We start from the raw sequence: 23,472 nt of genomic DNA on the forward strand, positions 1-23,472 counted from the left end.
ATGTCGAGGACGGTCGAGATCGGGGCGGGGGTGTCGAACTTCAGCATGATGTCTTCCTTCGCTTCGTTGTTTCCGATGAGGGAAAAGCTACGTTGCGTTTGAGGATCAGGCAATCACTTCATTGCGACTGAAGCACATCATTGCTGGTGAAGGCCGCTAATTCGTTGCATTGGTTTTGGAATCAATGCAACATGACGGCCCCGTCTCGTTGCAATGGAATGAGAGTGAACGCTATGCTGGGGCATCACACACCACGAAGGAGACCGCGATGCCGGGAGGCAGACTCACCCAGCAGGAACGTCGGCAGATCGCGCTGGGGGTGGCCGACGGGCTCGCCTACGCGGAGATCGCCAGAAGCCTCGATCGTCCGACCTCGACGATCACGCGTGAGGTGATGCGCAACGGCGGCCCCGCCGCCTACCGCGCCGACCTGGCCCACCGCGCCACCGAACAGCGCGCCCACCGACGCAAGCGCACCACGCCCCGGGACCCCGGAACATCCACCCAGGCGACCGGACGCGATACCGAGGCCGTCCGCGAGTACGAGGAGGTGTTCGCCACCGTCTTCATGCAATCGGGCCTGCCCAAGATGACGGCCCGGGTGCTCGCCGCCCTCTACACCACCGACGCCGGCAGCCTCGGCGCATCCGAACTCGCCGGGCGCCTCCAGGTCAGCCCGGCGACCGTCTCCAAGGCAATCGCGTTCCTCGACGATCAGGGCCTCATCCGCCGGGAACGCGACGAGCGTCGCCGCGAGCGCTACATCGTCGACGACGACGTCCTCTACCAGTCGACGATGGCCAGCGCCCGCGCCACCGCCCACCTCGGCGATGTCGCCCGGCAGGGCGTCGGCGTCCTCGGCCCCGGCACCCCGGCCGCGGCGCGACTGGAGAACATCGCACGCTTCGTCGACTTCATCTCCGAGAGCATCGCCCGCGCCGCGGACCAGGCCCGCGCGGTCCTCCACACGAAACCCGAAACGTCATCGGAGAACGCCAACTGAATCACGTTCGGATGAGCCGGCTGAGTCACGTTCGGATGGGGCCGGACGCGCCGGGCCGACCACCGCCGGGACATGGGAGCGCGGGCCGCCCGCCCCGGGCCGCCCCGCTTCAGCCGGTGCCCGGTGTCCTGGTGCGGCGCCCACTCGTGTTCCAAGATCGAATGGGTGGTCGAGTCTCGTCAGGATCCGTGAACGAAGACGTGATCCCGGATGCGTCCGTCCTCCGTCATGCCCGCACGCAGAAGGGTGTGCGCGGATGCCTCGTCGAGTGGCGAGCGTGCAGCCCATATCCGGTGCAGGCCGAGGACCTTGAAGCCGAGCGCGCACAGCAGTGGACGGTCTCCGTGCCGAGGCCCTTGCCCCATTCCGCCGGGTTCAAGGCGAAGCCGACGGTGGCTGCCCGCTGCGGTTCGGTCGCCAGGCGCGCGTAGCCGATCAGCCGGTGTTCACCGGGCGGCGTGATGGCGAGGCAGTACTCGCTTCGCGGAGTGCCCTTCGCGGAGGCGATGGACCGGTCGACGATCCCCTGGACCTGGTCGCGGGTGCGGGGCTCGAAGCTGAGGTGCCGAGTGGCCTCGGGGTCCCCGTAGATGGCCAGGAGGGCAGCGGTGTCCTCGGGTTCGACTTCGCGCAGCACCAGGCGGGTGCCGGCCAGGTGGACTGGGGTCATGCCTTCGGAGCCTGCCGGCGGGGTCAGTGGCGGTCAGCGGTGCACGGTCGCGGGCCGTGGGGTGTCCGGTGCCGGGGCCGACGGGCCCGCGAGTTTCAGCAGCGGGCCGGTCATCAGGGTGGTGACCAGGGCGACGACGGTGAGTATCGCGAGCAGCGGGCCATCGATGATGCCCGCCTCGTGGCCGATCTGGAGGACGACCAGCTCGGTCAGTCCGCGGGTGTTCAGCAGCACGCCCAGAGTGAACGACTCCCGCCAGGGCAGGCCCGCGTACCGTGCGGCCAGCCCCGCGCCGCCGATCTTTCCGAGGACGGCCACGGCCAGCAGGGCCGACAGGACCAGCCCCCCACCCGAGGAGAGTTCCAGGGCCGACAGGTCCACTCCGAGCCCGAAGCCCAGGAAGAAGAAGGGCAGCAGTACGGTCTTGGACGTGGTGGCCAGCGGCTCGGCGGCGGCGACGGCGAACGGGTTGCCGGTCGGCCACACCAGGCCCACCAGGAACGCACCGATGAGTTGGTGCACGCCGAGTGCGGCGGTCAGCGCCGCGGAGGCGGTGATCGCGGTGACGAGCACGACCCGGAGGGTGGCGGGGTCGGTGGTCTCGCCCTTGCGCGCGAACCACCCGGCCGCCGCCCGGCGCACCGGCCCCAGGTAGACGGCGACAACGACCACCGCGATGAGCGCGCGTACGGCCGCGTCCCGGTGGTCCGAGCCCTGGGACAGCGCGACGATCGCCGAAAGCGCCAGCCAGCTGCCGCCGTCACCGACGGCCGCGGCGAACAGGCTCAGCCGGCCGGGCCGGGTACGGGAGAGGCCCAGGTCCTCCAGCATGCGGGCCAGCACCGGGAACGCCGTGATGCTGATCGCGCATCCGATGAACAGGACGAAGACGGGCTCCGGCAGGCCCGCGGGCGTGTAACGGTCCGCGAGCGGCAGGGCGGCCAGGGCGCCACCGGCGAACGGGACGAACAGGGAGGCCTGGCTGACCAGCAGGCCCTGCCGGGCGGTGCCCCGCACCCGCATCGAGCAGAGCTCCTGCCCGGTGAAGAACATGAACACCGCCAGGCCGATCTGCGCGAGCCCGGAGAACATGGGGAGCACGGCCTTCGGGAACAGCCACACCGCCGCCTCGGGGGCGAGCGCGCCCAGGAGCGAGGGGCCGAGGGCGATGCCCGCGACCACCTCGCCCATCACACGCGGCTGGCCCACCCGGACGGCGAAGCCGCCCGCGGCCCGCGACAGGGCGAGGACGACGGCCGCACCGAGGAAGAAGTGGCCGACGGAGTCGAGAGGAAACATGCGGTTCCGTTCTGCCGGACCAGGCGGGTCCGGCCCTTCGCGGTGCGGCGGTGCCGGCTGCCGTCAGTGGCGGGGGCGGCGGCTGAGTGCCATGCCGGCGAACAGGAAGACCGCGCCCAGGACGCCGGCGATGACGGCCGCGGTGGTGTGGGCGGGCTGGTCGCCGGCGTGCAGGACGGCCGTCACGACGCCCATCACGCCGCTGATGTAGCAGAAGATCGTCAGGAAGATCTTGAGGCTCGGATTCATGGGGGGTGGGTCCAATCGGAGAGGGGCGGTTGTTCGGGCCGGGTCAGTGGGGGGCGGTGCCCGTGGCGGTGAAGCCGAGCAGCATCACGTACGCGTCCGGGTCGGCGCGGAAGCGGTTCCAGCGGTCGGTGGCCAACGCGAACTCGCCCAGGCTCACCACGCCGGCGGCCACGAGCGGCTGGAGACGGCCGGGGCCCAGGTGCGGGGCGAAGGCCTCGACGGGGTGGTCGTCATTGGTGGAGGCGAACGGGCGCAGGGCCACGTCCTCGTAGCCCGCGCCGCGCAGCAGCCGGGTCAGACGGCGTCCGACGGTCCGGTCCCCGCCCGCCGAGGTCTGGGCCCGGGCCAGCTTGCCGTGGATCCCGGCCAGTTCGGGGTAGGCGGGCTCGGCCAGACCCCAGCAGGAGGCGTCGACCTCGGTCACGGCGATCCGCCCGCCGGGCCGCAGCACGCGCAGCGCCTCGGCGAGTACGGCCTGCGGGTCGGCCAGGTGTTGCAGTACGTAGCGCAGCAGCACGAAGCCGGCCGAGTTGTCGGGGAGCGGCAGGGCCGCGCCATCGGCCACGAGGAGTTCGGCTCCGCAGCCGGCGGCGTGGGCCAGCAGGTGGCCGTCGATGTCGACGGCGGTGTGGGCGAGGGCGGGCAGGGCGGCGCGCAGCCTGCGCGTGACCGCCCCGGAGCCGGCGCCGATCTCGACGAACGGGCCGGCGTGCGCGTCCAGGCCCGCCTCGCGCAGGATGCGCAGTTCGGCGCCGAACGACAGCTCGGCCTGAGCCTCCAGGCGGGCCAGTTCGCCCGTGAGCCCGCCGGCCGTGGTGGCGGCGGGATCGTACGAGCCGCCGACCGGGCGGGCGCCGGCGCCCGCCCGGCCTGCCGGATCCGCCGGGGCCGGGGCCGGGTCCGAGGTGGCCGACGGGCCCGACGGAAGGGAGGGCATCAGGGGGGACGTGGTCATCGGGGCCTCGCAGTCATCCGCATGCCGTGCTTGGGTCGCAGGGTCACCAGGGCTTCCGGCTCCACCGGGAAGCCCGGCTCCAGTTCGAGGCGGGTCGCGCGCATCAGGACGGCCAGCACCAGCGTGGCCTCGATCAGGGCCAGGTGCCGGCCGATGCAGATGCGCTCGCCCCCGCCGAACGGCAGGTAGAGGTGGCTGGGCAGGTCGGCGTCCTCGAAGCGGTCGGGTACGTACGCATCGGGCCGGTCCCAGTAGTCGGGGTGCCGGTGCAGCACCCACTGGCTGACGCACACCAGCGTCCCGGCGGGAATCTCGTAACCACCCACGGTGTCGGGGCCCTTGGCGCGCCGGGAGATCAGCCACACCGGCGGGTAGAGGCGCATGGCCTCCTCGATCGCGCGCCGGCAGTGCACCAGGTCGGGCAGGTCGGCCGCGGTGGGCGTGCGGTCCCCGAGGACCGCGTCGAGCTCCGCCCGGACCTTCTCCGCCTCCTCCGGGTGCCGGTCGAGCAGGTACAGGGTCCACGTCAGGGCCTTGGCCGTGGTCTCGTGGCCCGCCATGACCAGGGTGAGCACCTGGTCGCGCAGTTCCTCGTCGTCCAGCTCGCCGATCATCGCGTCGAGCAGGGACGCGGAGCCGTGCGCGGGGGGCTGCCCGCCGGCGACCGCCCGTCGGGAGGCGATGACGGTGCGGGCGATCAACTGGAGGAACATGCGCGCCTGTACGTATCCCTTGCGGCGCAGCGCCGTGTCCGCGGGGTCCGGGTCGGGGGTGGGTACGTAGTGCCCCATGAACCGGTTGGCGGCGTCGACGGCGCGCCCGAAGCCCTCGCCGGTCGCGCCCAGGTCCACGCCGAGTACGGCGCGGGTGAGGATCGCCAGGGTCAGCGAGGTCAGGTGGTGTTCGACGGGGAGGGCAGCGCCGTCCCGCACGGCCGGCTGCCAGCGCGCCAGGAGGGCTTCGGTCTCCTCGGTGATGATGCTGTCGAAGGTGGCGACCTCGGTGCGCCGGAAGGCGGGGGCACACTGCTTGCGCTGGCGGGCCCAGTCGGCCCCGTTGCTGGTCAGCAGCCCGTTTCCGAGGAGGGGCCGCAGCATCGCGTCGTCGGGGGTGTTGGCCTTCGTGTAGTTGGCGGTGTTGTCCTTCAGTATGTGCTTGGCCAGCTCGGGCCGGTGCAGCATGACCACCCGCTCGCCGTCGCCGACATGGCTGGTGATGTCGCCGTGGCGACGGTTCATTTCGGTCACGAAGGCCAGCGGGTCGGCACGCATGAGTGCCATGTCCACAGGGGTGTCCGGCCCCGGTGGGACGGTGCCCGCCGGTGCGGTGGTGGCTGTCACATGAACCTCCGTGGATGGCTTGATCCGATGTACGTACGCCCCCTACGCAAGCCGGCTCCGCGATGCGTACCGGCTGTCGGTAATTCGGTAATCGCCGCGGGAATCAACCCGGTTGTGTTCCCGGCAGGCACCGTGCGGAGCTTTGCGTGAGAGCATGCCTACGCAGGCAGGGCAACCGACCCTGCGGGCGCGGGTGGTTCGGCCACAGTAACTCCCCGAAAGAATAGGCTCAATGCTTATCGGGACCGGCCGGATACTCATTGTCCGGGGGTCTTCGGATTACGTTTCCTTGCGTCTTGGCCGGGCGGTTGCCGCCGTGTGAATCTTGCTTCGTCGCCGGCTGGGCGGCCGCATCGAATCCGCAGCAATCGCAAGGAATGGAGAGTCCACATGGCACTCGACCCGCAGCAGCGCGCTGAGTTCGTGAACTCCTACACCCGGGTTCTCATCAGCGCCTGGTCCGACGAGGCGTTCTCCGCCAAGCTCTCCTCGGAGCCGCGGACCGCGCTCGCCGAAGCCGGCCTGGAACTCCCGGCCGATGCCGAGGTCGTCATCGTCACCCAGGCCCCCGACGGCCACGAGCAGGGCAACCTGGACGTCCAGGTCGACCTGTGGGAGAGGGGTCTGGAGACCGGCCGCTACGAGTTCCACATCCCCGCGACCCCGACGGTCGACGCCGCCGAGCTCAGCGAGGGTGACCTGTCCGACGTCGCCGCCGGCGTGCTCGACGCCTGCAACTACTGCTGCTGCCCCTGCTGCTGCTGCACCTGACAGGTGCTCGCGCCCATTCCCACTTCGCTGGAGCGTCCCATGCCCCCTGCGCCGACGGCACATCCCGTTTCCGTACGCGGACTTTCCAAGCGGTACGGTGACGTCCAGGCCGTTCGCGACATCAGCCTCGATATTCATCGTGGCGAAGTGTTCGCACTGCTCGGGCCGAATGGCGCCGGAAAGACCACGACCGTCGACGTTCTGACGGGAGTGCAGAGGCGCACTGGTGGAGACGTGCGGGTCCTCGGCCATGATCCGGCCGAGGACCCGCGGGAATGGCGGGCGAGAATAGGTGTGGTGCCCCAGACGGCGGGCGCCTATTCCGATCTGACCGTAAAGGAAGTCGTCACGCATTTCGCCGCCATGTATCCGGCCCCGCTGCCGGTCGGCGAGGTGCTGGGGATGGTGGGACTCGGCTCCCTCCACTCCCGCCAGGCGTCCGCGTTGTCCGGCGGCCAGCAACGCCGTCTGGACGTCGCGGTCGGTGTCGTCGGCGATCCCGAACTGATCTTCCTGGACGAGCCGACCACCGGCCTGGACCCGGTGGCCCGCCGTGAGGCGTGGGAACTCGTCCGGTACTTCGCCGACCGCGGCCGTACGACCGTCCTGACCACGCACTACCTCGACGAGGCGGAGGAACTGGCCCAGCGGGCCGGCGTCGTGGTGGGCGGCCGTCTCGTCGAGTACGGGCCGCTGGCCTCGTTCGGCGGCCGCGACCGGACGCCCTCCACCGTCTCGTTCCGCCGCGGCGAAGCACTGGCCGGTGTCGCGCTGCCCGCACTGCCGCCCGACACCGAGGTGGTGCCGTCCGGACCGGGGACCGTGACACTGCGCACCGCCGCGCCCTCGCACGCGCTGAGCCTGCTGCTGCCCTGGGCACGCGAGGCGGGCTCGCTGGAACTCGCGGACCTGCGCGTGCACCGGCCCACCCTCGAAGAGATCTACCTGAGTCTGATCGACAGGGAGAGCAGGGAGACCGCCGCATGACCGCGACCGTGCCCGAAACCAGGACCGCGACCCCGGACTCGTCCGGTGACGGGACGACCCACCCGGCCGGAGCCGGGCCCGCGCGCCCTGCCGCGCGCGGTGCGAGAGGGTACGCGCGGGCCTGCGCGGCGCGTTCGTCGGTCGAACTGAGAGCGTTCTTCCGCAACAAGCAGTCCCTGGTGTTCACCCTGTTCTTCCCGGTGATCCTGCTCGTCGTCTTCGGCTCGATCTTCGAGGGGAAGGTCGAGGGCACCGACACGGACTTCCGGCAGGTCTTCATGGCCGGGGTGATCGCGGCGGGCGTCATGAGCACCTCGTTCTCCGGTCTGGCCATCAACGTGGCCATCGAGCGGGACACCGGCACCATCCGCCGCCTCTCCCTGACCCCGATGCCCAAGTCGGCGTACTTCGTGGGCAAGCTCGTCCGCGTGGTGGTCACCACCGTGCTGGAGACGATCCTGCTCATCGGCATCGCCGTGGCCGCGTTCGGGCTGCCCCTCCCGCAGACCGCCGAGCGGTGGGGCACCCTCGCGTGGTGCCTCGCCCTGGGCACCGCGGCCTGCGCGCTGGCCGGCACCGCCTACAGCGCGCTGATCCCCAACAGCCGTTCCGCCGCGGCCGTGGTGACGCCGGTCTTCATGGTCCTGCAGTTCATCTCGGGCGTGTTCTACCCGTTCGATCAACTGCCGCCGTGGATGCAGAACACCGCCGCCCTGTTCCCCGTGAAGTGGATGGCGCAGGGCTTCCGTTCGGTGTTCCTGCCGGACACCTTCACGGCCGTGGAGCCGGCCGGCTCCTGGGAACTGGGCCGGATCGCCCTGGTCCTGGCGCTGTGGGCGGTCGGCGGCCTGCTGGCGACCGGGCTGACGTTCGACTGGCGCGGCCCGCGGGTGCGTTGAGCGGGCACCCCCGATGACAGCGGCCGGGCGGGAGCCGGGCGAGAGAAGTACCGTGATGAGGAGAACGCGTACATGACCAAGGCTGCCGGGCTGCCCGCCCACCTGGCCCACCCCTTCAGCCCCGCCGGACGGGTCGACCCGTACCCGGCGTACGCATGGCTGCTGGCTCGCGACCCCGTGCACCGCGACCCCGTGACCGGCATGTGGCTGGTCACCGGACATGCCGACTGCGCGGCTCTCCTCAAGGACCCGGCGTTCTCCGCGGCCTCGGGTCAGCGCGAGCGGTCCCGGGACGACGACCTGCCGGTGTCCATGCTGACCACGGACGGCTTCGACCACACCCGGCTGCGCGCCCCGGGCGCCCTGCTGCTGGGCCCGGCCGCCCTGGCGTCCGTGGCCGACGCCATCGCCGCCGACGCCGACGCCCTGCTCGACCGGGCCGTGGAGCGCGGCGTGCCCGTCGACGCCGTGGAGGAGCTGGGCGCGCCCCTGGCCACCGCCGTGCTGGCACGGCTGTTCGGCCTGTCCGAAGACGGGCGGGAGACGCTGGCCGCACTGGCCCGTGCCGCGTCCGTCAACCTCGATCCGCTCGCCCCGCCGCACATCGCGCGCCTGGGCCGCGCCGCCATGGGCGAGCTGACCCGGTTCCTCGACGCCCACACCGACGGGGTGGACCCGCGCTGCCCGCTCGGCCGGCTCGCCGCCGACACCCGGCTGACCCGGCAGGAGATGCTCGGCGTCCTCGGCCTGGCCGTCGTAGGAGGCTGGCAGCCGCTGGCCGAGGCCGTCGGCAACGCCCTGTACTGGCTGCTGCCGCGCCCCGAGGTGCGCGCCACCCTGCGCTCCGCCGGCCAGGACGCGGCCGAGACGGCCGTCGACGAGTTGCTGCGCCTCGAAGCGCCGATCCCCTTCACCGCCCGCGTCACCGTCCACGACGCCGAACTTCCCGGCGGGCACGTCCCGGCCGGGCAACGGGTCCTCGCGGTGCTCGCCGCCGCCAACCGGGACCCCGCCGTCTTCGCCGACCCCGACAGCCTGGTGTGGGACCGGCGGCCCAACCCGCACCTCGCCTTCGGCGGCGGCCCGCACTTCTGTCTGGCCGCCCGCCTGGTCAAGCAGTCCGGCGCGGTGCTGCTCGGCAGGATCGTCCGCCGCTTCCCCGAGGCCGTCATCGCCGGCCCGGACCCGCGCTGGGCGCCGTCCCTGATCCCGCGCCGCCTCACCGCTCTCCCCGTCGACCTGGGCACGGACGTACGGGACACGGACGTACGGGACGCGGACGTACGGGACGCGGCCGGGCTGGAGGGCGCACATGCCTGAGGTGGTGGTGATCGGAGCCGGGGTCGCCGGGCTGGCCTGTGCCCAGCGCCTGGCCCAGGCCGGCGTCGACGCCCTCGTCCTGGAGGCCCGGCCCCGCATCGGCGGCCGCGTCCGCACGTTCCGCCCGGCCGACGGCGGCCCGGCACTCGAACTCGGCGCGCAGGTCGTGCACGGCGACCGGAACCCGGCCCACACCGTCCTCGGCCCGCTGCCCGCCGCGCCCCGCCCCTCGGCGGCGTACGTCGTGACCGGGCGCGTCGCCCGCCCCATGGGCGTCCTCGCCCGCGGCGCGAACCCGCCGTGGCTACTGGAGGGCAGGCTCGCCGGCTACGCCCCGGCCCCCGGCGGCCCCGACGGCGGGCTCAGCGTCGGCGGCTGGCTGGCGGCGAGCGGCGCCGCGCCCGCCGAGGCGGCCACGGCCCGCGAGTGGCTGCGCCAGACCTGGGCCGCGGACCCCGACCGGCTCGACGCCGCCGGGGTGGCGGCCGCGGTGCGCCAGGACGGCGGCGGCCGCGGTGAGTTCACCGTGCCCGGCGGTCTGGATCTACTGCCCCACACCCTCGCCGAAGGGCTGGACGTGCGCACCGGCACCCCCGTCCGCCGGATCGCGGCCGACCCCGAGGGCGGCGTGCGCATCGTCACCGGTGAGGGCGAACTCACCGCGGACCGGGCGGTCCTCGCCGTACCGCCCGCCGTGGTCGCCGGCGGCCTGCTCGCCGTCGACGGGCTCGGCCCGGAGAAGACCGCCGCCGCGAGGGCGCTCGTACCCGGCGACGGCTTCTGCGCGGTGGTGACGCTGGCCGGCCCGGCTCCCGAAACGGCCGCCGTGTTCGACGCGGACGGCGTCGGCGGGTTCGTCTCCTGCCGGCAGGGCCGCCCCGAGGTGCTGATCGTCGCCAAGTCCGCCGCGGCCGCGTGCGTCCGGGAGGCGGCCGGGTCCGCGGTCCACCTCGCCGGGCTGCTGGCCGTGGCGCTGCCGTGGACCAGGGGCGTGGCGGTCGTGGACGTCGAGACCGCCGACTGGGCCGCCGACCCGTACAGCGGCGGGGCGTTCTGCGCGCCGGGACCCGGCACGGACCGGGCGGCCCGGGACTGGGCCCGCCCCTTGCACGGGCGCGGCGGGCGGCTGTTCTTCGCGGGGGAGGCCGCCGTGACCGGGCGGGCACTGCCGTGGCTGCAGGGCGCGTACGCCGACGGGCGACGCGCCGCACAGGAAGTTCTGGAGGCGGGGAAGCAGTGACTTTGAACGTCCATTCGGGGTGGTACCTGGCCGCCTTCGCGTCCGAACTGGACGGCGAGGTGGTTCCGTTGGACATCGGCGGGCGCCGTCTGGTGGCCGTGCGCACGGAGGGCCGCCTACGCGTCCACGACGCCGACTGCCCGCACCGCGGCGCCCATCTCGGCCACGGCGGCCGGGTGGAGGGCGGCTGCCTGGTGTGCCCCTTCCACGGGCGGCGCATCGGGCTGGGGCAGCCCTCGGGCGGGGGCAGCCGGCCCTGGGTGCGCGAGCACGAGGTCGTCGAGTGCGGCGACGCCGTCTTCGTGCGCCTCACCGACGGGCCGGACGACGACCGCGGGCTGCGCACCGTACTGAAGGAGCTGGCCGACTCGATGCCGCTGGTCAAGGCGGTGGAGCGGCCAGTGGCCGCGGCCGCGGACCTCATCGTCGAGAACGCCTTCGACACCGACCACTTCACGGCGCTGCACAAAGTCCACCGGATCCGCGGCATGAGGCATTCCACCGGTGTGCACGGCGAGTTGGTGATGGACGGGGAGTTCCCGATGTCGGCCTCGCCCTGGGCCGGCCGCGGCGCGGCGGCGGCGGCGCAGCCTTACGTTCCGCGCTTCCACGCGCGCGCGTACAGCCCCGGTGTCGTCGTCACCGAGTTCGGGCCCGCCGACGAGGTGCACGTCATCGTCACCGGCGCCGTGCCTGACGGGCGCGGGGGCTGTGTCGCCCGGGTCGCCGTCGGCGTGCGCGAGGGCCGCGAGAACCAGCTGCCCATGCTGGTCGCCGGCAGCGAGCGGGCCCTCGCCGAGGACATCACCGTCTGGGAGCACCTCAACCCGCGGGTGACGCCCCGCTACGACGCGGCCGACGCGGGTGTCGTCGCGTACCGGGAGTTCTGCGCGGGCTTCGCGCAACTCGGCGACGGGGTGGCACCGTGACCGGGCCCGGGACGGCGACCGACGCCGATCACCCCGGGGGCCGCACCGTCGGGTCCGGCGACGGCGTCGGGCGCCACGTCTCCCGCGAGCCGCTGCCCGGCGAGCGGGAGGGCGCGTACGACGGGCTGCGCACCCTGACCTACGGCAGCGGCCCCACCGTGCTGTGGGTGCACGGCTACACCATGGACGCCACCCTGTGGCGGCCCTTGTGGCGGTTGCTCCCCGGGCTGCGCCATGTCGGTGTGGACCTGCCGGGGCACGGCGGCTCCGAGGCGCTGCGCTCCGGGCTGACCATGCCGGAACTCGCCGCACGCGTCATGGGGTTGGCCCGTGAGCAGGAGGCCCGGCGGTGGGTGGGCCTGTCCTTCGGGTCGACCGTCGCGCTGGAGATGGCGCTCGCGTACCCGGACGAGGTCGACCGCCTGGTCGTGGGCGCGCCGACCCCGGCCGGCGGACCGCCCGACCCGGCGGCTCGCAAGCGGTACATCGAGATGCTGATGTTGCGCCGGATGCGCGGGGCGGAGGCGGCCGAACTGTTGGCCGATCTGTGGATGGCGGCGCCGCCGGACATCTTCCGGGGCACCGAGGCCCATCCGGTGCTCCGCGCCGAGTTGCGGTCCGTCGTGGCCCGTCACTCCTGGGCCGAGCTGGACAGCGGGGCGATGGCGGGGCTCAGCGCGCACGTGCACTCCGGGGAGGACCTGGCGCGGATCACGGCCTGTACGTTCGCACTGACCGGCAGCGCCGACATGCCCGTATTCCATGACAATGCCGCTTTGTTGTCCCGGGCGGTGCCCCGCTGTCGCGTCCATGTGGTTCCCGACGCGGGTCATTTGCCCTTTCTCGAACAGCCGTGGGCCGTGGCGCCGCTGCTGCTGGACCACCTGTTGGCCTGTTAGTCACTTAATGGGGTTGTCGATGCCCGTATAAAGTGATCAAGGGAAGCAAATCGGGGGGCGGGGGACATGCCGATATTCACGCTTGAGTTCTTTGGGATGATCCTCCAAGTAATGGGGCTGGTGGAGGAGTCTGACCTCGCCTTTCACTTCGGCCGACATCTGCTCGAGGAACGGTCGGAGTCGGTGCGGACCGCGGTGAGCCTGCATTTCGCCTCGCACACCGGGGTGGGTCAGGTAGGGCGTGAGGTGCGCGTGCTCGATGGCGAGGGGCGTGTGCTACGCCGCTGGGCCTACCACGGCATAGGCGGAATCCCGCCAGTTTTGCCGCCCTTCGCCGTCATGGAGCACCCGTACGCGGTCGTCCAGGCCGCCGTGCTGGCCAAGGGCGCCGGCGTGGTGGCGCTGGTCGGCGGCATCGGTTCGCCGCGGAACTGCGTGGCGCTCGCCCTGGGCGCACGCGGGTGGCGCATGGTTTCCGGCCAATACCTGGTCGTCGACCGCGTCACCGGGGAGACACTGCCCTACCAACTGCCCCTCGAACTGCGGGGCCCCGCCCTGGAGGCCGCCCGGGCCGCCGGCCTCACCGACGACCCAGGCAGCGACGTACGAACGGTCTGCTCGCCACTGACGGGCCCGTCCGTCATGGTCCGCCCGGAGCGGCTGATCACCACGGCGGACATCCGCGAACGGCTCGGCCCGGCCACGCTGGTCCGGCTCTGCAGCACGGGCGCGCAGCGGTCCCGGCTGGAGGACTGGAACTTCGCCGCCTCGGTGTGGCCCCCGGACGCCTCGGCGGACCCCGCCTTCGCGGCCACCCCCCGCATGCGCCTGCTGCTGCCCGAATCGGGCGCCGCCGAAGAGGCCGCCGACCTGCTCGACGGACGACTGACCGCGACCACCCCGAAGGGAACCGCGCCGTGCCCCGCCGCACCTCCTACGTTGACGGAACTCCTTGCTGGATCGACCACGTAGGCGTCGACCCCACCGGGGCCAAGGACTTCTACGCGGCCCTCTTCGGCTGGGAGTTCCGGCCCGAGGGCGGCCGGGGCTACCACCTGGTGCTGCTCGGCGGCGAGATCGTCGGCGGCCTCGGACCGAGCCCGGCGGGACCGCGCTTCGGCTCCGCGTGGACCGTGTACCTCGCGGCGAAGGACCTCGACGCCGCGGGGCGGCGGGCCGAGCGGCACGGCGCCCGCGTGGTGGTGGCGGACGTCCCGGCCGGCGGCAACGGCCGCCTCAGCCTCGCCGTCGACCCCCTGGGCGCGGCCTTCGGGCTGTGGCAGGGCGCCCACGACGAGGGCGTGGTGGTCGTCGACGAGGCCGGGGCGCTGACCGGCGCCGCCCTGCACACGCCGCGGCCGGGTGAGTCGGGCGACTTCTACAGGGAGGTCTGCGGCGCCCGGCCGGAGACCGAGAAGGCGGTGGAGGCGGCGGACGCACGCTGGGTGCCGCGGTTCGGGGTGGCCGACACCGGCACCTTCGAGAACCTCGCCCGCGCGGCGGGCGCCCGTGTCCTCGCCCCGGGACTGCTGAGCGATCCCTGGGGAGCGGTGTTCGGCGTGAAGGACGGCTTCGGCACCGCCTGAGGGCGCCTCCCGTGGAACCGGTCGCCCCCGGGACCGCCCCTCACCGGCCGCCGACTACGCAATCCGCCGGATACGTAATCCCTCGCTGCGCATCGCCTCCTGTTCATTCGCGCCGCTCGTCGTGCGAAGGTCGATTCGGCCGAAGAAATCCGATGCGAGACATCCGCTGTGAAGAATTCCCGTGCTCGCGCGGACGCATGGAATGCGGTGGAATTCCGTACGGGGAAAGGCAAAAGCGATGGCATCCGAGATCGTGGTCATGGGTGGTGGGCCGGCCGGCTCCATTGCCGCGGCGCTGCTGGCCCGCCAGGGCGCGCGCGTGAGACTGCTGGAGCGTGCCCATTTCCCGCGGTACCACGTCGGGGAATCCGTGGCGACGTCCTGCCGGTCCATCATCGAGTTGGCCGGCGCGCTGGAGAAGGTGGAAGAACGCGGCTATCAGGTCAAGGAGGGCCTGTTGCTGCGCTGGGGCGCCGAGCGCGACTGGGTCGTCGACTGGCCCGAGATCTTCGGCACCAACGCCCAGACCTCCTGGCAGGTCGACCGCGCGGACTTCGACGACGTCCTGCTGCGCCACGCCGCCTCCCAGGGCGTCGAGGTCATCGAGGGGGCCCAGGCCCGCAAGGTGCTGTTCGAGGACGGCCGCGCGGCGGGCGTCGAGTGGACCCACGAGGGCCGGGAGCACACCACCCGCGCCGACCACGTGATCGACGCGACCGGTCGGGCCGGACTGTTGTCGGTGCGCCACCTCGACAACCGCACACCCCACGACGTGTTTCGCAACGTGGCCGTCTGGGGCTACTACCAGGGCGGCACGCTGCTGCCGCGCACCCCCCGCGGCGGCATCAACGTCATCTCCGCCCCCGAGGGCTGGTACTGGGTCATCCCGCTCAAGGACGACGTGTACAGCGTCGGCTTCGTGACCCACCAGGACCACTTCCTCAAGCGCAAGCAGGGCCATGCGGCCGGCGCGGCGGGCATGGAGGCCCTGTTCCTGGACGCCGTACAGGAGTCGGAGACCGTGCGCGAGCTGGTGGCGGACGGCGTGTTCCAGCACGACGTGCGCGTCGAGCAGGACTTCTCGTACACGGCGGACAGCTTCTGCGGGCCCGGCTACTTCCTCGCCGGCGACTCGGCGTGCTTCCTGGACCCGCTGCTGTCGACCGGCGTCCACCTCGGCATGTACAGCGGCATGCTCGCCGCCGCGTCGATCACGGCCGTCGACGCGGGCGAGGTGACCGAGGACGAGGCGCTGTCCTTCTACGAGGCGCTCTACCGCAACGCGTACGCCCGCATGTTCTCGATGGTGGCCGGGTTCTACGAGCAGTACCGCGGCAAGTCCACCTACTTCTGGCTCGCCCAGCGCCTCGCCCGCGGCCGCCATCCCGAGCTGATGGCCCGCCAGGAGAGCCCGGAGCCGATGCGCTCCGCGCCGGACAGCGAGGCGTTCGCGGCGCTCACCGCCGGGGTCCTGGACCTCGACGACGCGCAGCGCGCGGGTGGCGCCGGTCCGCTGCCCGCCGACGTGCTGGCCGACCGGATGTCCGGGCGGCACGACATCGGCGGCCACGACACGGCGACGGGGCTGTACCTGACGACCACTCCCCGGCTGGGCATAGGCCGGGCCGGCCGGTCCGCGGAGGCGGCGCCCGCCTAGGCGGTGTGTTGTCGGTCGGGCCGCGAGCCCGGCCTGACCGGCGAGACACCCCCTGCCCTCGGGCCGGGCGCGGTGGGCGGGGCCCGGCGGCTCCGCCCACCGCCCTTTGTCACACCCGCAGTTCCTCGCCGATCGCGGCCGCCAGCTCGTGCCGGCTGTGGATGCCGAGCTTGCGGTAGATGCGGCCCAGATGGGTGTCGACGGTGCGCTTGCTGAGGAACAGCTTCTCCGCGACCTCCAGGCTGGAGTTGCCCCGCACCACCAGCTCGGCCACCCGCTGCTCCGCCGGGCTCAGCAGTGTGCGCTCGCGCCCCGGCTCGCGCCCCGGCCGGGGCCGCGACACCGGGCCCCGCTGCCGGGGCGCGCCGTCCAGGATGGTGGCCGAGGCGGACTCTTCGCCCAGGGCCCGGTACGAGGCGGCCGCCTGGGCCCGCCAGGTCACGCAGCCGGGGTGGGTGATGCCGCGCATTGCGAGCCGGTGGCCGCAGTCGAGGAACAGGCGTACGGCGGTGGTGTGGTCGCCGAGGGCCGCGGCGACCGTGCCGTGTGCCTGGAGGGACAGCGCCTTGATGAACGGGTGGGCGTCCCCGGCCGCCGGTTCGTCGCTCAGCAGGACGGCGGCTTCGGCGGCCCGGCCCAGGCCCACGAGGGCGCGGGCCGCGGCCGCGGCGGCCGCGCCGGCCAGGGCGGGGGCGTTCAGCCGGCGGGCGAGGTGCAGCGCGGCCTCGGCGTCGGTGTGCGCGTCGGTGTGCTCGTCCCGGCGGTGGCGGACCTCGCTGCGTACGAGGTGGGCGAGCAGGGTGGTGGCGAGGTCGTCCGACGCGCGCGACATGCTGATCAGCCGGTCGGCGAGGGCCGCGGCCCCGTCGAGGTCGCCGGTCCAGGTCAGGGCCAGGGCGGCGCCCACCGGGCCGGCCGCCGACCCGGGCGCCGTCCCCTCCGGTGCGTCGGCCGGGCCGGCCGCGACCCGCAGGGCCATCCGGCGCGCGGTGCCGAGCCGGCCGCCGGCGGCGGCGGCCGCGGCGAGCGCCCCGGCGAAGACGTGCGCGGCCGGGTCCCCGGGGTCGGCGGCGGCGAGCCGGGCCGCACGGCGCAGACCGGAGCGGTGCCCGGTGAGCAGGGTCTGGGCGGTCAGCCGCAGCAGGTGTTCGCGCGGCGGTGCGGGCAGTGCCGCCAGTTCGCCGCAGATCCGGACGAACGGCTGGGCGCCTTCGACCCGGGAGACGAGCGCGGGGGAGGCGAGTCGGGCCAGGGCCTCGGCGCGCCGGACCGGCCCCAGCGGGCTGTCGGCGGCGGCCGCGGCCTGCCGGGCGCAGGCGTCGAGATCTCGGTGGAGTTCGACGGCGCCGAGCCGCACCGTCAGGTCAAGAAACGATTCTTCACGTTCCCGGGCCTCCTTCGCCGCGCTCTCGTCCCCGTCCGCCCCGGGCACGCCGCGCTGCTCCAGCAGGGTGAGCGCGCGCCGCAGGTAGCGGGCCGCGGACTCGCGGTCGCCGGCCCCGGAGGCCTGGATGCCCGCGCCGCGCAGCACGTCGATCCCCCAGTCGCAGCCCGCCAGGATCAGTTGGTCCGCGGTCTGCCGGGCCGGGGCGCCGAGCCGTGCCAGTACGGCCGCGGCGCGCCCGTGCAGCAGCAGCCGCTCGTGCGCCGACACCCGGGCGAGGACCGCGGGCCTGACCGCCGTGTGCGTGAAGCGGCCGGGCGCCCCGGCTTCCAGGAGCCCGGCCCGTACGAGCGTTTCGCGGGCCTGCTGGTCGTGCACCTCGCCGTGCTTGGAGAGCGCGGCGCACACGGCCGGGTCGGTGTCGGGGCCCAGGACGGCCAACTGCGTGAGCAGTTCACTCGCGCACGGCTCGTCCTCGTCGAGCCAGGCCAGCACGGTCTCCGAGAGGGCCTGCGCCCCGATCGGCAGTACCTGCTCGGGGTCGGGCGAGCCGGGCGGCACGTGGGTGCGCCGCAGCCGGGTCACCAGGTCGTGCAACACGAGCGGGTTTCCGTGCGCGAGGGTGTGGCAGAGCGCGGCCAGCTCCTGGTCGACGGGGCTGTCGAAGGCGCGGTCGACCAGCTCGGTCGTACAGGTCGGGCACAGCGGCTCCGGCCACAGCCGCAGCAGGTACGGCAGCGGGCCGAGTTGCTCCGCCACCTGTGCCGCGGCCGAGGCGGGCAGCGTGGCCACCATCAGCACCGGCAGGTCGTCGAGCCGCCGCGCGATGTAGGAGAACCAGCGCAGCGAGTGCGGGTCGGCGTTGGTCAGGTCGTCGACGAGGATGGCCACCGGCCGGTCGACGGCGAGGGAGCGGGTGGTCCGCAGGAGGCCCAGCAGGGCCTCGTGGGTGGGACCGGCTTCTCCGAGCCCGGGTCCGGGCGTGCCGTGGCCGCCGGCTCCGCCGAGGACCGGGTCGAACAGCTGACTCACCATGCTGTAGGGGAACTGGCTCTCGCTCGGATGGCAGCGCGCCCGCAGAACCAGGGTTTTGGGGGGTAGCAGCCGAGGCACCGCGTTCAGCAGCGCGGACTTTCCGATTCCGTGAGGCCCGTGAATGGTGGCCACGGTCGGACGCCCCAAGGCGAGTTCACCGACGGCATCCTGAAGGAGGCCCATCTCACGCTCACGGTGGTACAGATCCCCGTTGGCTGAATGCATGGGGTCAATGTTTCATTCCACAGGGTGCAGATCAAGCCAAACGGCAGTCTGAGCAGTGCAGTTGGATCAGGTTCTCGCATAGAGACCGGATGGTCGAATTCCGCGCGAGTCGCCCCGCGCCCCTCGCGTGTCCCGGTACGTATGAAACACCGTCGGGCTACGTATTCGAAGGCGTTCCTGCGTATCAGGTGAAGCATTTACCCGGGGTCGGCCCCGTGTTTGGGTTGCCGGTGTGATGCCACGTCAGGGCTGATCGCGAGAACCGAGGGGGACAGATGGAAAAGCCGCGCCTCAAGGCCCATTTCCACGTCGAGGTGGTGGAGGGCGAGCGGGTCTTCCTCTACGCGGAGGGCCAGGACTACCTGGTGCCCGGCAAAGCGGCCGCGGCTGTGCTGCCGCACCTGGACGGCCGCAGGACCGTCATGGAGATCGTGCAGGCCCTCGCCGGCACGCTGCCCATCCCCGCCGTACTCGCGGCACTCACCCGCTTCGGCGCCGCCGGGCACCTGGCCGAGGGCCGGCCCGACCTGCCGGAGGCCACCCTCGCGTACTGGGACGCCCTGGGCATCGACCCCGCCCGCACCCTCGACACCGCGCCCGTCACGGTCTCCGCGACCGCGGGCGTCGACCCCGAGCCGGTCCTCGCGGCGCTGCGCGCGCTCGGACTGGCCGCCCGCACCGGCGACTTCGACACCGTGCCCGACGAGGGCATCTCCGTCGTCCTCGTCGACGACTACCTCGACCCGGTCCTCGAAGCCCGCAACGAGCGCCAGTTGGCGGCGGCCAAACCGTGGCTGCTGGCCCGTACCGGCGGCATCGCGCCATGGATCGGCCCGTTCCTCGACCCGGACCACACCGGCTGCTGGACCTGTCTGGCCCAGCGCCTGGCCGGCAACCGCCAGTTGGAGCGCTACCTGGCGGGCAAGCGCGGCGACTCCGTGCCCCGCCACCCGTCCCGCGCGGGCATCCCCGCCGGAGCGCTGGCCGCCGCGGGCCTGATCGCCGCCGAGGCCGCCCGGATCGCCGCCACCGGCGAACCCGGCGCCCTGTGCGGGCAGATGGTCACCCTCGACCTCGCCACCCTCACCACCGACCGGCACCCGCTGATCCGCCAGCCCCAGTGCCGTTCCTGTGGCGACCCGACCCTGGTCAGCGGGCGCAGCCCCAAGATCGTCCTGACCTCCGGCGACGCCAGCCACACCAGCGACGGCGGCTACCGCGTCAACAGCCCCGAGGCCACCCTCGCCCGCCTGGAGCGGCACATCAGCCCGCACCTCGGCGCCATCACCAAGCTGGTCTCGCACACGCCCGAGTCCAACACGCTGACCTACAGCTACGCCGCGGGCCACAACTTCGCGATGGTCAACGACAGCATGGACCTGCTGCGCCGCAACCTGCGCGGCCAGAGCGGCGGCAAGGGCCGCTCCGAGATCCAGGCCAAGGTGAGCGCCGTCTGCGAGGCCATCGAGCGCTACGCCGGCGTCTGGCGCGGCGACGAGGCCGTGCGGCGCGCCGCCTACCGCGACCTCGACGCCGACACGGTCGTCCACCCCCGCAGCCTGCTGCACTTCTCCGAAGCACAGGTCGCCGGCCGCGACACCTGGAACCAGGACCCCGCCAACCGCCTGCACAAGGTGCCGGACCGGTTCCCCGAGGACGTCGCGATCGACTGGACCAGCGGCTGGTCCCTCACCCACGACGAAGAACGCCTGATCCCGGCCGCCTACTCCTGGTACGGGCACCCCGACCTCCAGGAGCACTTCTTCTGCATCGCCGATTCCAACGGCACCGCCGCCGGCAACTCCCTCGAGGAGGCGATCCTCCAGGGCCTGTGCGAGCTGACCGAGCGCGACGCCGTCGCCGTGTGGTGGTACAACCGGCTGCGCCTCCCGGCCTTCGACATGGACTCGCTCGAAGACCCGTACGTGGACCAGCTGCGCACCTACTACGACGCCATGGACCGCGACCTGTGGATGATGGACCTCACCACCGACCTCGGCATGCCGGTGTACGTGGCCGCTTCGCGGCGCCGCCACAGCGTCGAGGACATCATGGTCGGCTTCGGCGCCCACCCGGACCCGCGCGTCGCCGCCTTCCGCGCGCTCACCGAGCTCAACCAGTTCCTGCCGATGATCGAGACCCGCGACGCCGACGGGAACACCTCCTACCTCGTCGGTGACCTGGAGACCCTGACCTGGCTGAAGACGGCCACCGTCGCCGCGGAGCCCTGGCTGCTGCCCGATCCGGAGCTGCCGGCCACCAAGGTCGGCCCGCAGGCCGGGTTCGACCTCGCCGCCCGCATCCGCGAGCAGGTCGAGCGCATCAAGGAGGCCGGCTCCGAGGTCATCGTCGTCGACCAGACGCGCCCCGACCTGGAGCTCAACGTCGTCAAGGTGATCGCCCCGGGGCTGCGCCACTTCTGGCGGCGGCTGGGCCCCGGCCGGCTCTACGAGGCTCCGGTCCGCATGGGCCGCCTCGCGGAGCCGACCCCCGAGGCCGACCTGAACCACTGGAACGTCTTCTTCTGAGCTGCCGGACCACCGAGGCAGTGGGCCTCTCCTGATCATCCGTCACCACCGCGGGCCGGGGCACGCTCCGGCCCGCGCCTCATCAGGGCTGGAGCCATGACCAGTACGACCACACTCCCGGGCGAGGCGCCGCCGGTCTCCGCGGCGTCCGGCACCTACACCCTGACCAGCCGCCTGCCCCGGGGCGGCGCCTTCCAGGACGGACAGCTCACCACCCGCTTCGGCGCCGTGCGCCTGGGCGCCCTCACCCCGGGAGCCGAGGCCGCGCTGCGCGCCTTCGGCGAGGACGACCACGACGAGGCCGCGATCAGCGCGCTCGTCGTGGCCCACGACGGCGAAATGGGCCTGCTGCGCTGGCACATGCTGCGCTCCAAACTCGAAGCCGCAGGCCTCCTGGAGCATGCGGTGGCCGGGCCGGACGGCGCTCCCGTCGCCCGCCTGGTGGCCGTCGGCCGCGGCGCCACCACTCTCAAGCCCGCCCCGCGCGGCCCCGTACGGCTGAGCCGGCACGCCCTGCTGTCACCCGCCGAGGGCACCCTCGCGCTGCGCGCCCCCGGCAGCCCGTTGGCGGTGGAACTGGGCGCCGGCGCCACCGCGCTGCTCCCGCTGCTGACCACCTGGACGGAAGAGGTCCCGGCGCCGCTGGTGCGGCTGCTCGCCACCGCCGGCGCGCTGGCCCCCGGCGGCCCCGACGCCGACCCGCAGGCCGAGGAGCGCGGCAGCGTCCAGTGGCACCCGCTCGACCTCGCCTTCCACGCCCGCACCCGCGTCCCGGCCTCCGCGCCCGGCTACGGAGGCACCTACCGGCACGCCGACCGCTTCGGCCCCGAGCCGGTCGCGGCGCCCGCCGCCGACGGGCCGCGCGTGGCACTGCCCGTGCCCGACCTCGAAGCCATCGCCGCCCGGGATCTGACCCTCACCGAGGCCATCGAGCAGCGCACCTCCACCCGCGCGCACGACCCCGAGCACCCACTGACGCTGAACCAGCTCGCCGAGCTGCTCTACCGGACCGTCCGCATCCGCGGCACGTTCACCGGAAGCGACGGCCAGGAACTCGCCGACCGCCCGCTGCCCAGCGGCGGAGCCGTGCACGAGCTGGAGGTCTACCCGCTGGTCACGCGCTGCGAGGGGCTGGAGCCGGGGCTGTACCGGTACGCGCCCGACCGGCACGAGTTGGAGTTGGTCGGCGCGCCGGGCCCGGCCACCGCGACCCTGGTCAAGGAGGCCCGCGGCGGCACGATGATGGACGGGGACCCGCAGGTCGTGCTGCTGGTGGCCGCCCGCTTCGGCCGCGTGATGTGGAAGTACGAGACGGTCGCCTACCCGCTGATCCTCAAGCACGTCGGCGTGCTCTACCAGACCGTCTACCTGGTGGCCACCGCGATGGGCCTGGCCGTGTGCGGCCTCGGCGGCGGCGACACCAGCGCGTTCGCCGCCGCCACCGGCCGGGATCCGCTGCTGGAGGGCACCGTCGGCGAACTCGTCCTGGGCAGCCGCCCGGCCGGGCCGGCCGCCACACGCACGGCCGCGGCCGCCACCACCGCCACCGGGGCCTCCGCCGCCGCGGCCCCGCCCGCCGAGCGCGCCACCGAGCGCGCCGCAGCGGGCTTCTGACCCGGCAAGGGGGAACACCACCATGAAGTTCCGCTACCAGGCGCTGCAGCGCAAGCGGGAGCCGGACGAGCTCGACGCCGCCGTCATGCTCGCGGCCCCGCGCGGCTGGATCGCCGTCTTCGTCGTGCTCATCGTGATGGTCGGGGCCTGTGTGTGGGCGGTGCTCGCCCGGCTCGACGTCACCGTCGACGCCCCGGGCGTCCTGACCCACCCCGGCGGCACCAGCCAGGTCCAGAGCCCGTACACCGGCATGGCACAGGATCTACTGGTCCGCCCCGCCGACGAGGTCCGCGCCGGGCAGCCCGTCGCCCGCCTCGCCGACCAGGCCGGGGAGATCCACACGATCACCAGCCCGTTCGCCGGCAAGATCATCAGCGCCACGCTCACCATCGGCCAGTTCGTCCCGGCCGGCGCCACCGTCGCCACCGTCGAGCGCACCGACCTCCCCGGCGACCGCCTCGTCGCGCTCGTCTTCGTGCCCGCCGACCGGGCCGCCCGCCTGGTGCCCGGCCGCCCCGTCGACCTGAACGTGTCGACCGCGCCCCCGGCCGTGTACGGCCTGCTGCGCGGCACGGTCACCCGTGTCGACCCGTACCCGCTGACCCGCGAGGGCCTCGCGGCCATCGCCGGCGGCGAACTGGCGGCCCAGAGCTTCCAGCAGGACCAGGCGCCGCGCCTGGTCACCGTCGACCTGATCCCCGAATCGGGCTCCGCCTCCGGATACGCCTGGAGCTCCGCCAAGCCTCCGCCCATCCGGCTCAGCTCGCAGACCTCCGTGTCCGCCTCCATAGAGCTGCGCACCCAGTCGCCGTTCGACCTGGTGCTGGGGCGCTGAGCGGCGCCGACGCCGCTGCCGCCGAGACATCCGACGCCAAGTGAGGA

20 protein-coding genes are annotated in these 23,472 nt (G+C 73.2%); 14 read left to right on the plus strand and 6 right to left on the minus strand.

Going from position 1 to position 23,472, the window contains the following annotated elements; all coding sequences use genetic code 11:
• The first annotated feature begins 268 nt into the window (after window positions 1-268).
• Window positions 269-1,003: a helix-turn-helix domain-containing protein gene (locus ADK55_RS40995; protein WP_053680526.1), complete on the plus strand. Its 735-nt coding sequence runs from the start codon at window positions 269-271 to the stop codon at window positions 1,001-1,003.
• 226 nt (window positions 1,004-1,229) lie between these two features.
• Here the strand turns inward: ADK55_RS40995 and ADK55_RS19725 are convergent, their stop codons facing one another.
• From ADK55_RS19725 to ADK55_RS19745, 5 genes are all read right to left on the minus strand, one after another.
• Window positions 1,230-1,673, minus strand: a complete 444-nt coding sequence (locus ADK55_RS19725) for a GNAT family N-acetyltransferase (RefSeq protein WP_324611191.1) — start codon at window positions 1,671-1,673, stop codon at window positions 1,230-1,232.
• 33 nt (window positions 1,674-1,706) lie between these two features.
• Complete coding sequence (locus tag ADK55_RS19730; protein WP_053680528.1) at window positions 1,707-2,972, minus strand: cation:proton antiporter; 1,266 nt, start codon at window positions 2,970-2,972, stop codon at window positions 1,707-1,709.
• Between the two features lie 63 nt (window positions 2,973-3,035).
• Window positions 3,036-3,221, minus strand: a complete 186-nt coding sequence (locus tag ADK55_RS19735) for a hypothetical protein (RefSeq protein WP_053680529.1) — start codon at window positions 3,219-3,221, stop codon at window positions 3,036-3,038.
• 43 nt (window positions 3,222-3,264) lie between these two features.
• A complete protein-coding gene (locus ADK55_RS19740; RefSeq protein ID WP_053680532.1) occupies window positions 3,265-4,176 on the minus strand; it encodes a class I SAM-dependent methyltransferase in 912 nt (303 codons plus the stop codon).
• Window positions 4,173-5,456: a cytochrome P450 gene (locus ADK55_RS19745; RefSeq protein ID WP_159041481.1), complete on the minus strand. Its 1,284-nt coding sequence runs from the start codon at window positions 5,454-5,456 to the stop codon at window positions 4,173-4,175. Before ADK55_RS19745 ends, ADK55_RS19740 begins: the two co-directional genes overlap by 4 nt.
• 450 nt (window positions 5,457-5,906) lie before the next feature.
• Here ADK55_RS19745 and ADK55_RS19750 point away from each other — a divergent pair, with 450 nt between their 5' ends.
• The 10 genes from ADK55_RS19750 to ADK55_RS19795 all read left to right on the plus strand — a co-directional run bounded on the left by ADK55_RS19750 (window position 5,907) and on the right by ADK55_RS19795 (window position 15,804).
• A complete protein-coding gene (locus ADK55_RS19750; RefSeq protein WP_053680536.1) occupies window positions 5,907-6,287 on the plus strand; it encodes a hypothetical protein in 381 nt (126 codons plus the stop codon).
• A 39-nt stretch (window positions 6,288-6,326) separates the two neighbouring features.
• Entirely contained in the window at window positions 6,327-7,274 is a 948-nt protein-coding gene (locus ADK55_RS19755; protein ID WP_053680538.1) for an ABC transporter ATP-binding protein, read from the plus strand.
• Window positions 7,271-8,173 carry an ABC transporter permease gene (locus ADK55_RS19760; RefSeq protein WP_078999163.1) on the plus strand — a complete coding sequence of 301 codons (903 nt, stop codon included), beginning with the start codon at window positions 7,271-7,273 and terminating at the stop codon, window positions 8,171-8,173. The genes ADK55_RS19755 and ADK55_RS19760 overlap by 4 nt, the downstream gene beginning before the upstream one ends.
• 72 nt (window positions 8,174-8,245) lie before the next feature.
• The gene (locus ADK55_RS19765) at window positions 8,246-9,493 is read left to right on the plus strand and encodes a cytochrome P450 (RefSeq protein ID WP_053680540.1); all 1,248 of its coding nucleotides are present in this window, start codon (window positions 8,246-8,248) and stop codon (window positions 9,491-9,493) included.
• A complete protein-coding gene (locus ADK55_RS19770) occupies window positions 9,486-10,733 on the plus strand; it encodes a flavin monoamine oxidase family protein (RefSeq protein ID WP_078999164.1) in 1,248 nt (415 codons plus the stop codon). Before ADK55_RS19765 ends, ADK55_RS19770 begins: the two co-directional genes overlap by 8 nt.
• On the plus strand, window positions 10,730-11,662 hold the full coding sequence (locus ADK55_RS19775) for a Rieske 2Fe-2S domain-containing protein (RefSeq protein WP_159041482.1): 933 nt from the start codon (window positions 10,730-10,732) through the stop codon (window positions 11,660-11,662). Before ADK55_RS19770 ends, ADK55_RS19775 begins: the two co-directional genes overlap by 4 nt.
• Window positions 11,659-12,561, plus strand: a complete 903-nt coding sequence (locus ADK55_RS19780) for an alpha/beta fold hydrolase (RefSeq protein WP_053680546.1) — start codon at window positions 11,659-11,661, stop codon at window positions 12,559-12,561. Before ADK55_RS19775 ends, ADK55_RS19780 begins: the two co-directional genes overlap by 4 nt.
• A gap of 96 nt (window positions 12,562-12,657) precedes the next feature.
• Window positions 12,658-13,533: a hypothetical protein gene (locus ADK55_RS19785; protein WP_159041483.1), complete on the plus strand. Its 876-nt coding sequence runs from the start codon at window positions 12,658-12,660 to the stop codon at window positions 13,531-13,533.
• On the plus strand, window positions 13,479-14,147 hold the full coding sequence (locus ADK55_RS19790; RefSeq protein WP_053680551.1) for a VOC family protein: 669 nt from the start codon (window positions 13,479-13,481) through the stop codon (window positions 14,145-14,147). The genes ADK55_RS19785 and ADK55_RS19790 overlap by 55 nt, the downstream gene beginning before the upstream one ends.
• A gap of 238 nt (window positions 14,148-14,385) precedes the next feature.
• Window positions 14,386-15,804 (plus strand): NAD(P)/FAD-dependent oxidoreductase, encoded by a 1,419-nt coding sequence (locus ADK55_RS19795; RefSeq protein ID WP_053680553.1) that lies wholly within the window; start codon window positions 14,386-14,388, stop codon window positions 15,802-15,804.
• Between the two features lie 109 nt (window positions 15,805-15,913).
• On the opposite strand, the gene ADK55_RS19800 is transcribed toward ADK55_RS19795, so the two are convergent.
• Window positions 15,914-18,448, minus strand: a complete 2,535-nt coding sequence (locus tag ADK55_RS19800; RefSeq protein WP_053680556.1) for a helix-turn-helix transcriptional regulator — start codon at window positions 18,446-18,448, stop codon at window positions 15,914-15,916.
• Window positions 18,449-18,723: 275 nt separating this feature from the next.
• On the opposite strand from ADK55_RS19800, the gene ADK55_RS19805 reads away from it, so the two are divergent.
• The 3 genes from ADK55_RS19805 to ADK55_RS19815 all read left to right on the plus strand — a co-directional run bounded on the left by ADK55_RS19805 (window position 18,724) and on the right by ADK55_RS19815 (window position 23,425).
• A complete protein-coding gene (locus ADK55_RS19805; protein WP_053680558.1) occupies window positions 18,724-20,976 on the plus strand; it encodes a TOMM precursor leader peptide-binding protein in 2,253 nt (750 codons plus the stop codon).
• A 96-nt stretch (window positions 20,977-21,072) separates the two neighbouring features.
• On the plus strand, window positions 21,073-22,590 hold the full coding sequence (locus ADK55_RS19810; protein WP_053680560.1) for a SagB family peptide dehydrogenase: 1,518 nt from the start codon (window positions 21,073-21,075) through the stop codon (window positions 22,588-22,590).
• 22 nt (window positions 22,591-22,612) lie between these two features.
• Window positions 22,613-23,425 (plus strand): HlyD family efflux transporter periplasmic adaptor subunit, encoded by an 813-nt coding sequence (locus ADK55_RS19815; RefSeq protein ID WP_053680562.1) that lies wholly within the window; start codon window positions 22,613-22,615, stop codon window positions 23,423-23,425.
• The last annotated feature ends 47 nt before the right edge of the window (window positions 23,426-23,472 follow it).

The organism is Streptomyces sp. WM4235 (assembly GCF_001279725.1).
Taxonomy (GTDB): domain Bacteria; phylum Actinomycetota; class Actinomycetes; order Streptomycetales; family Streptomycetaceae; genus Streptomyces.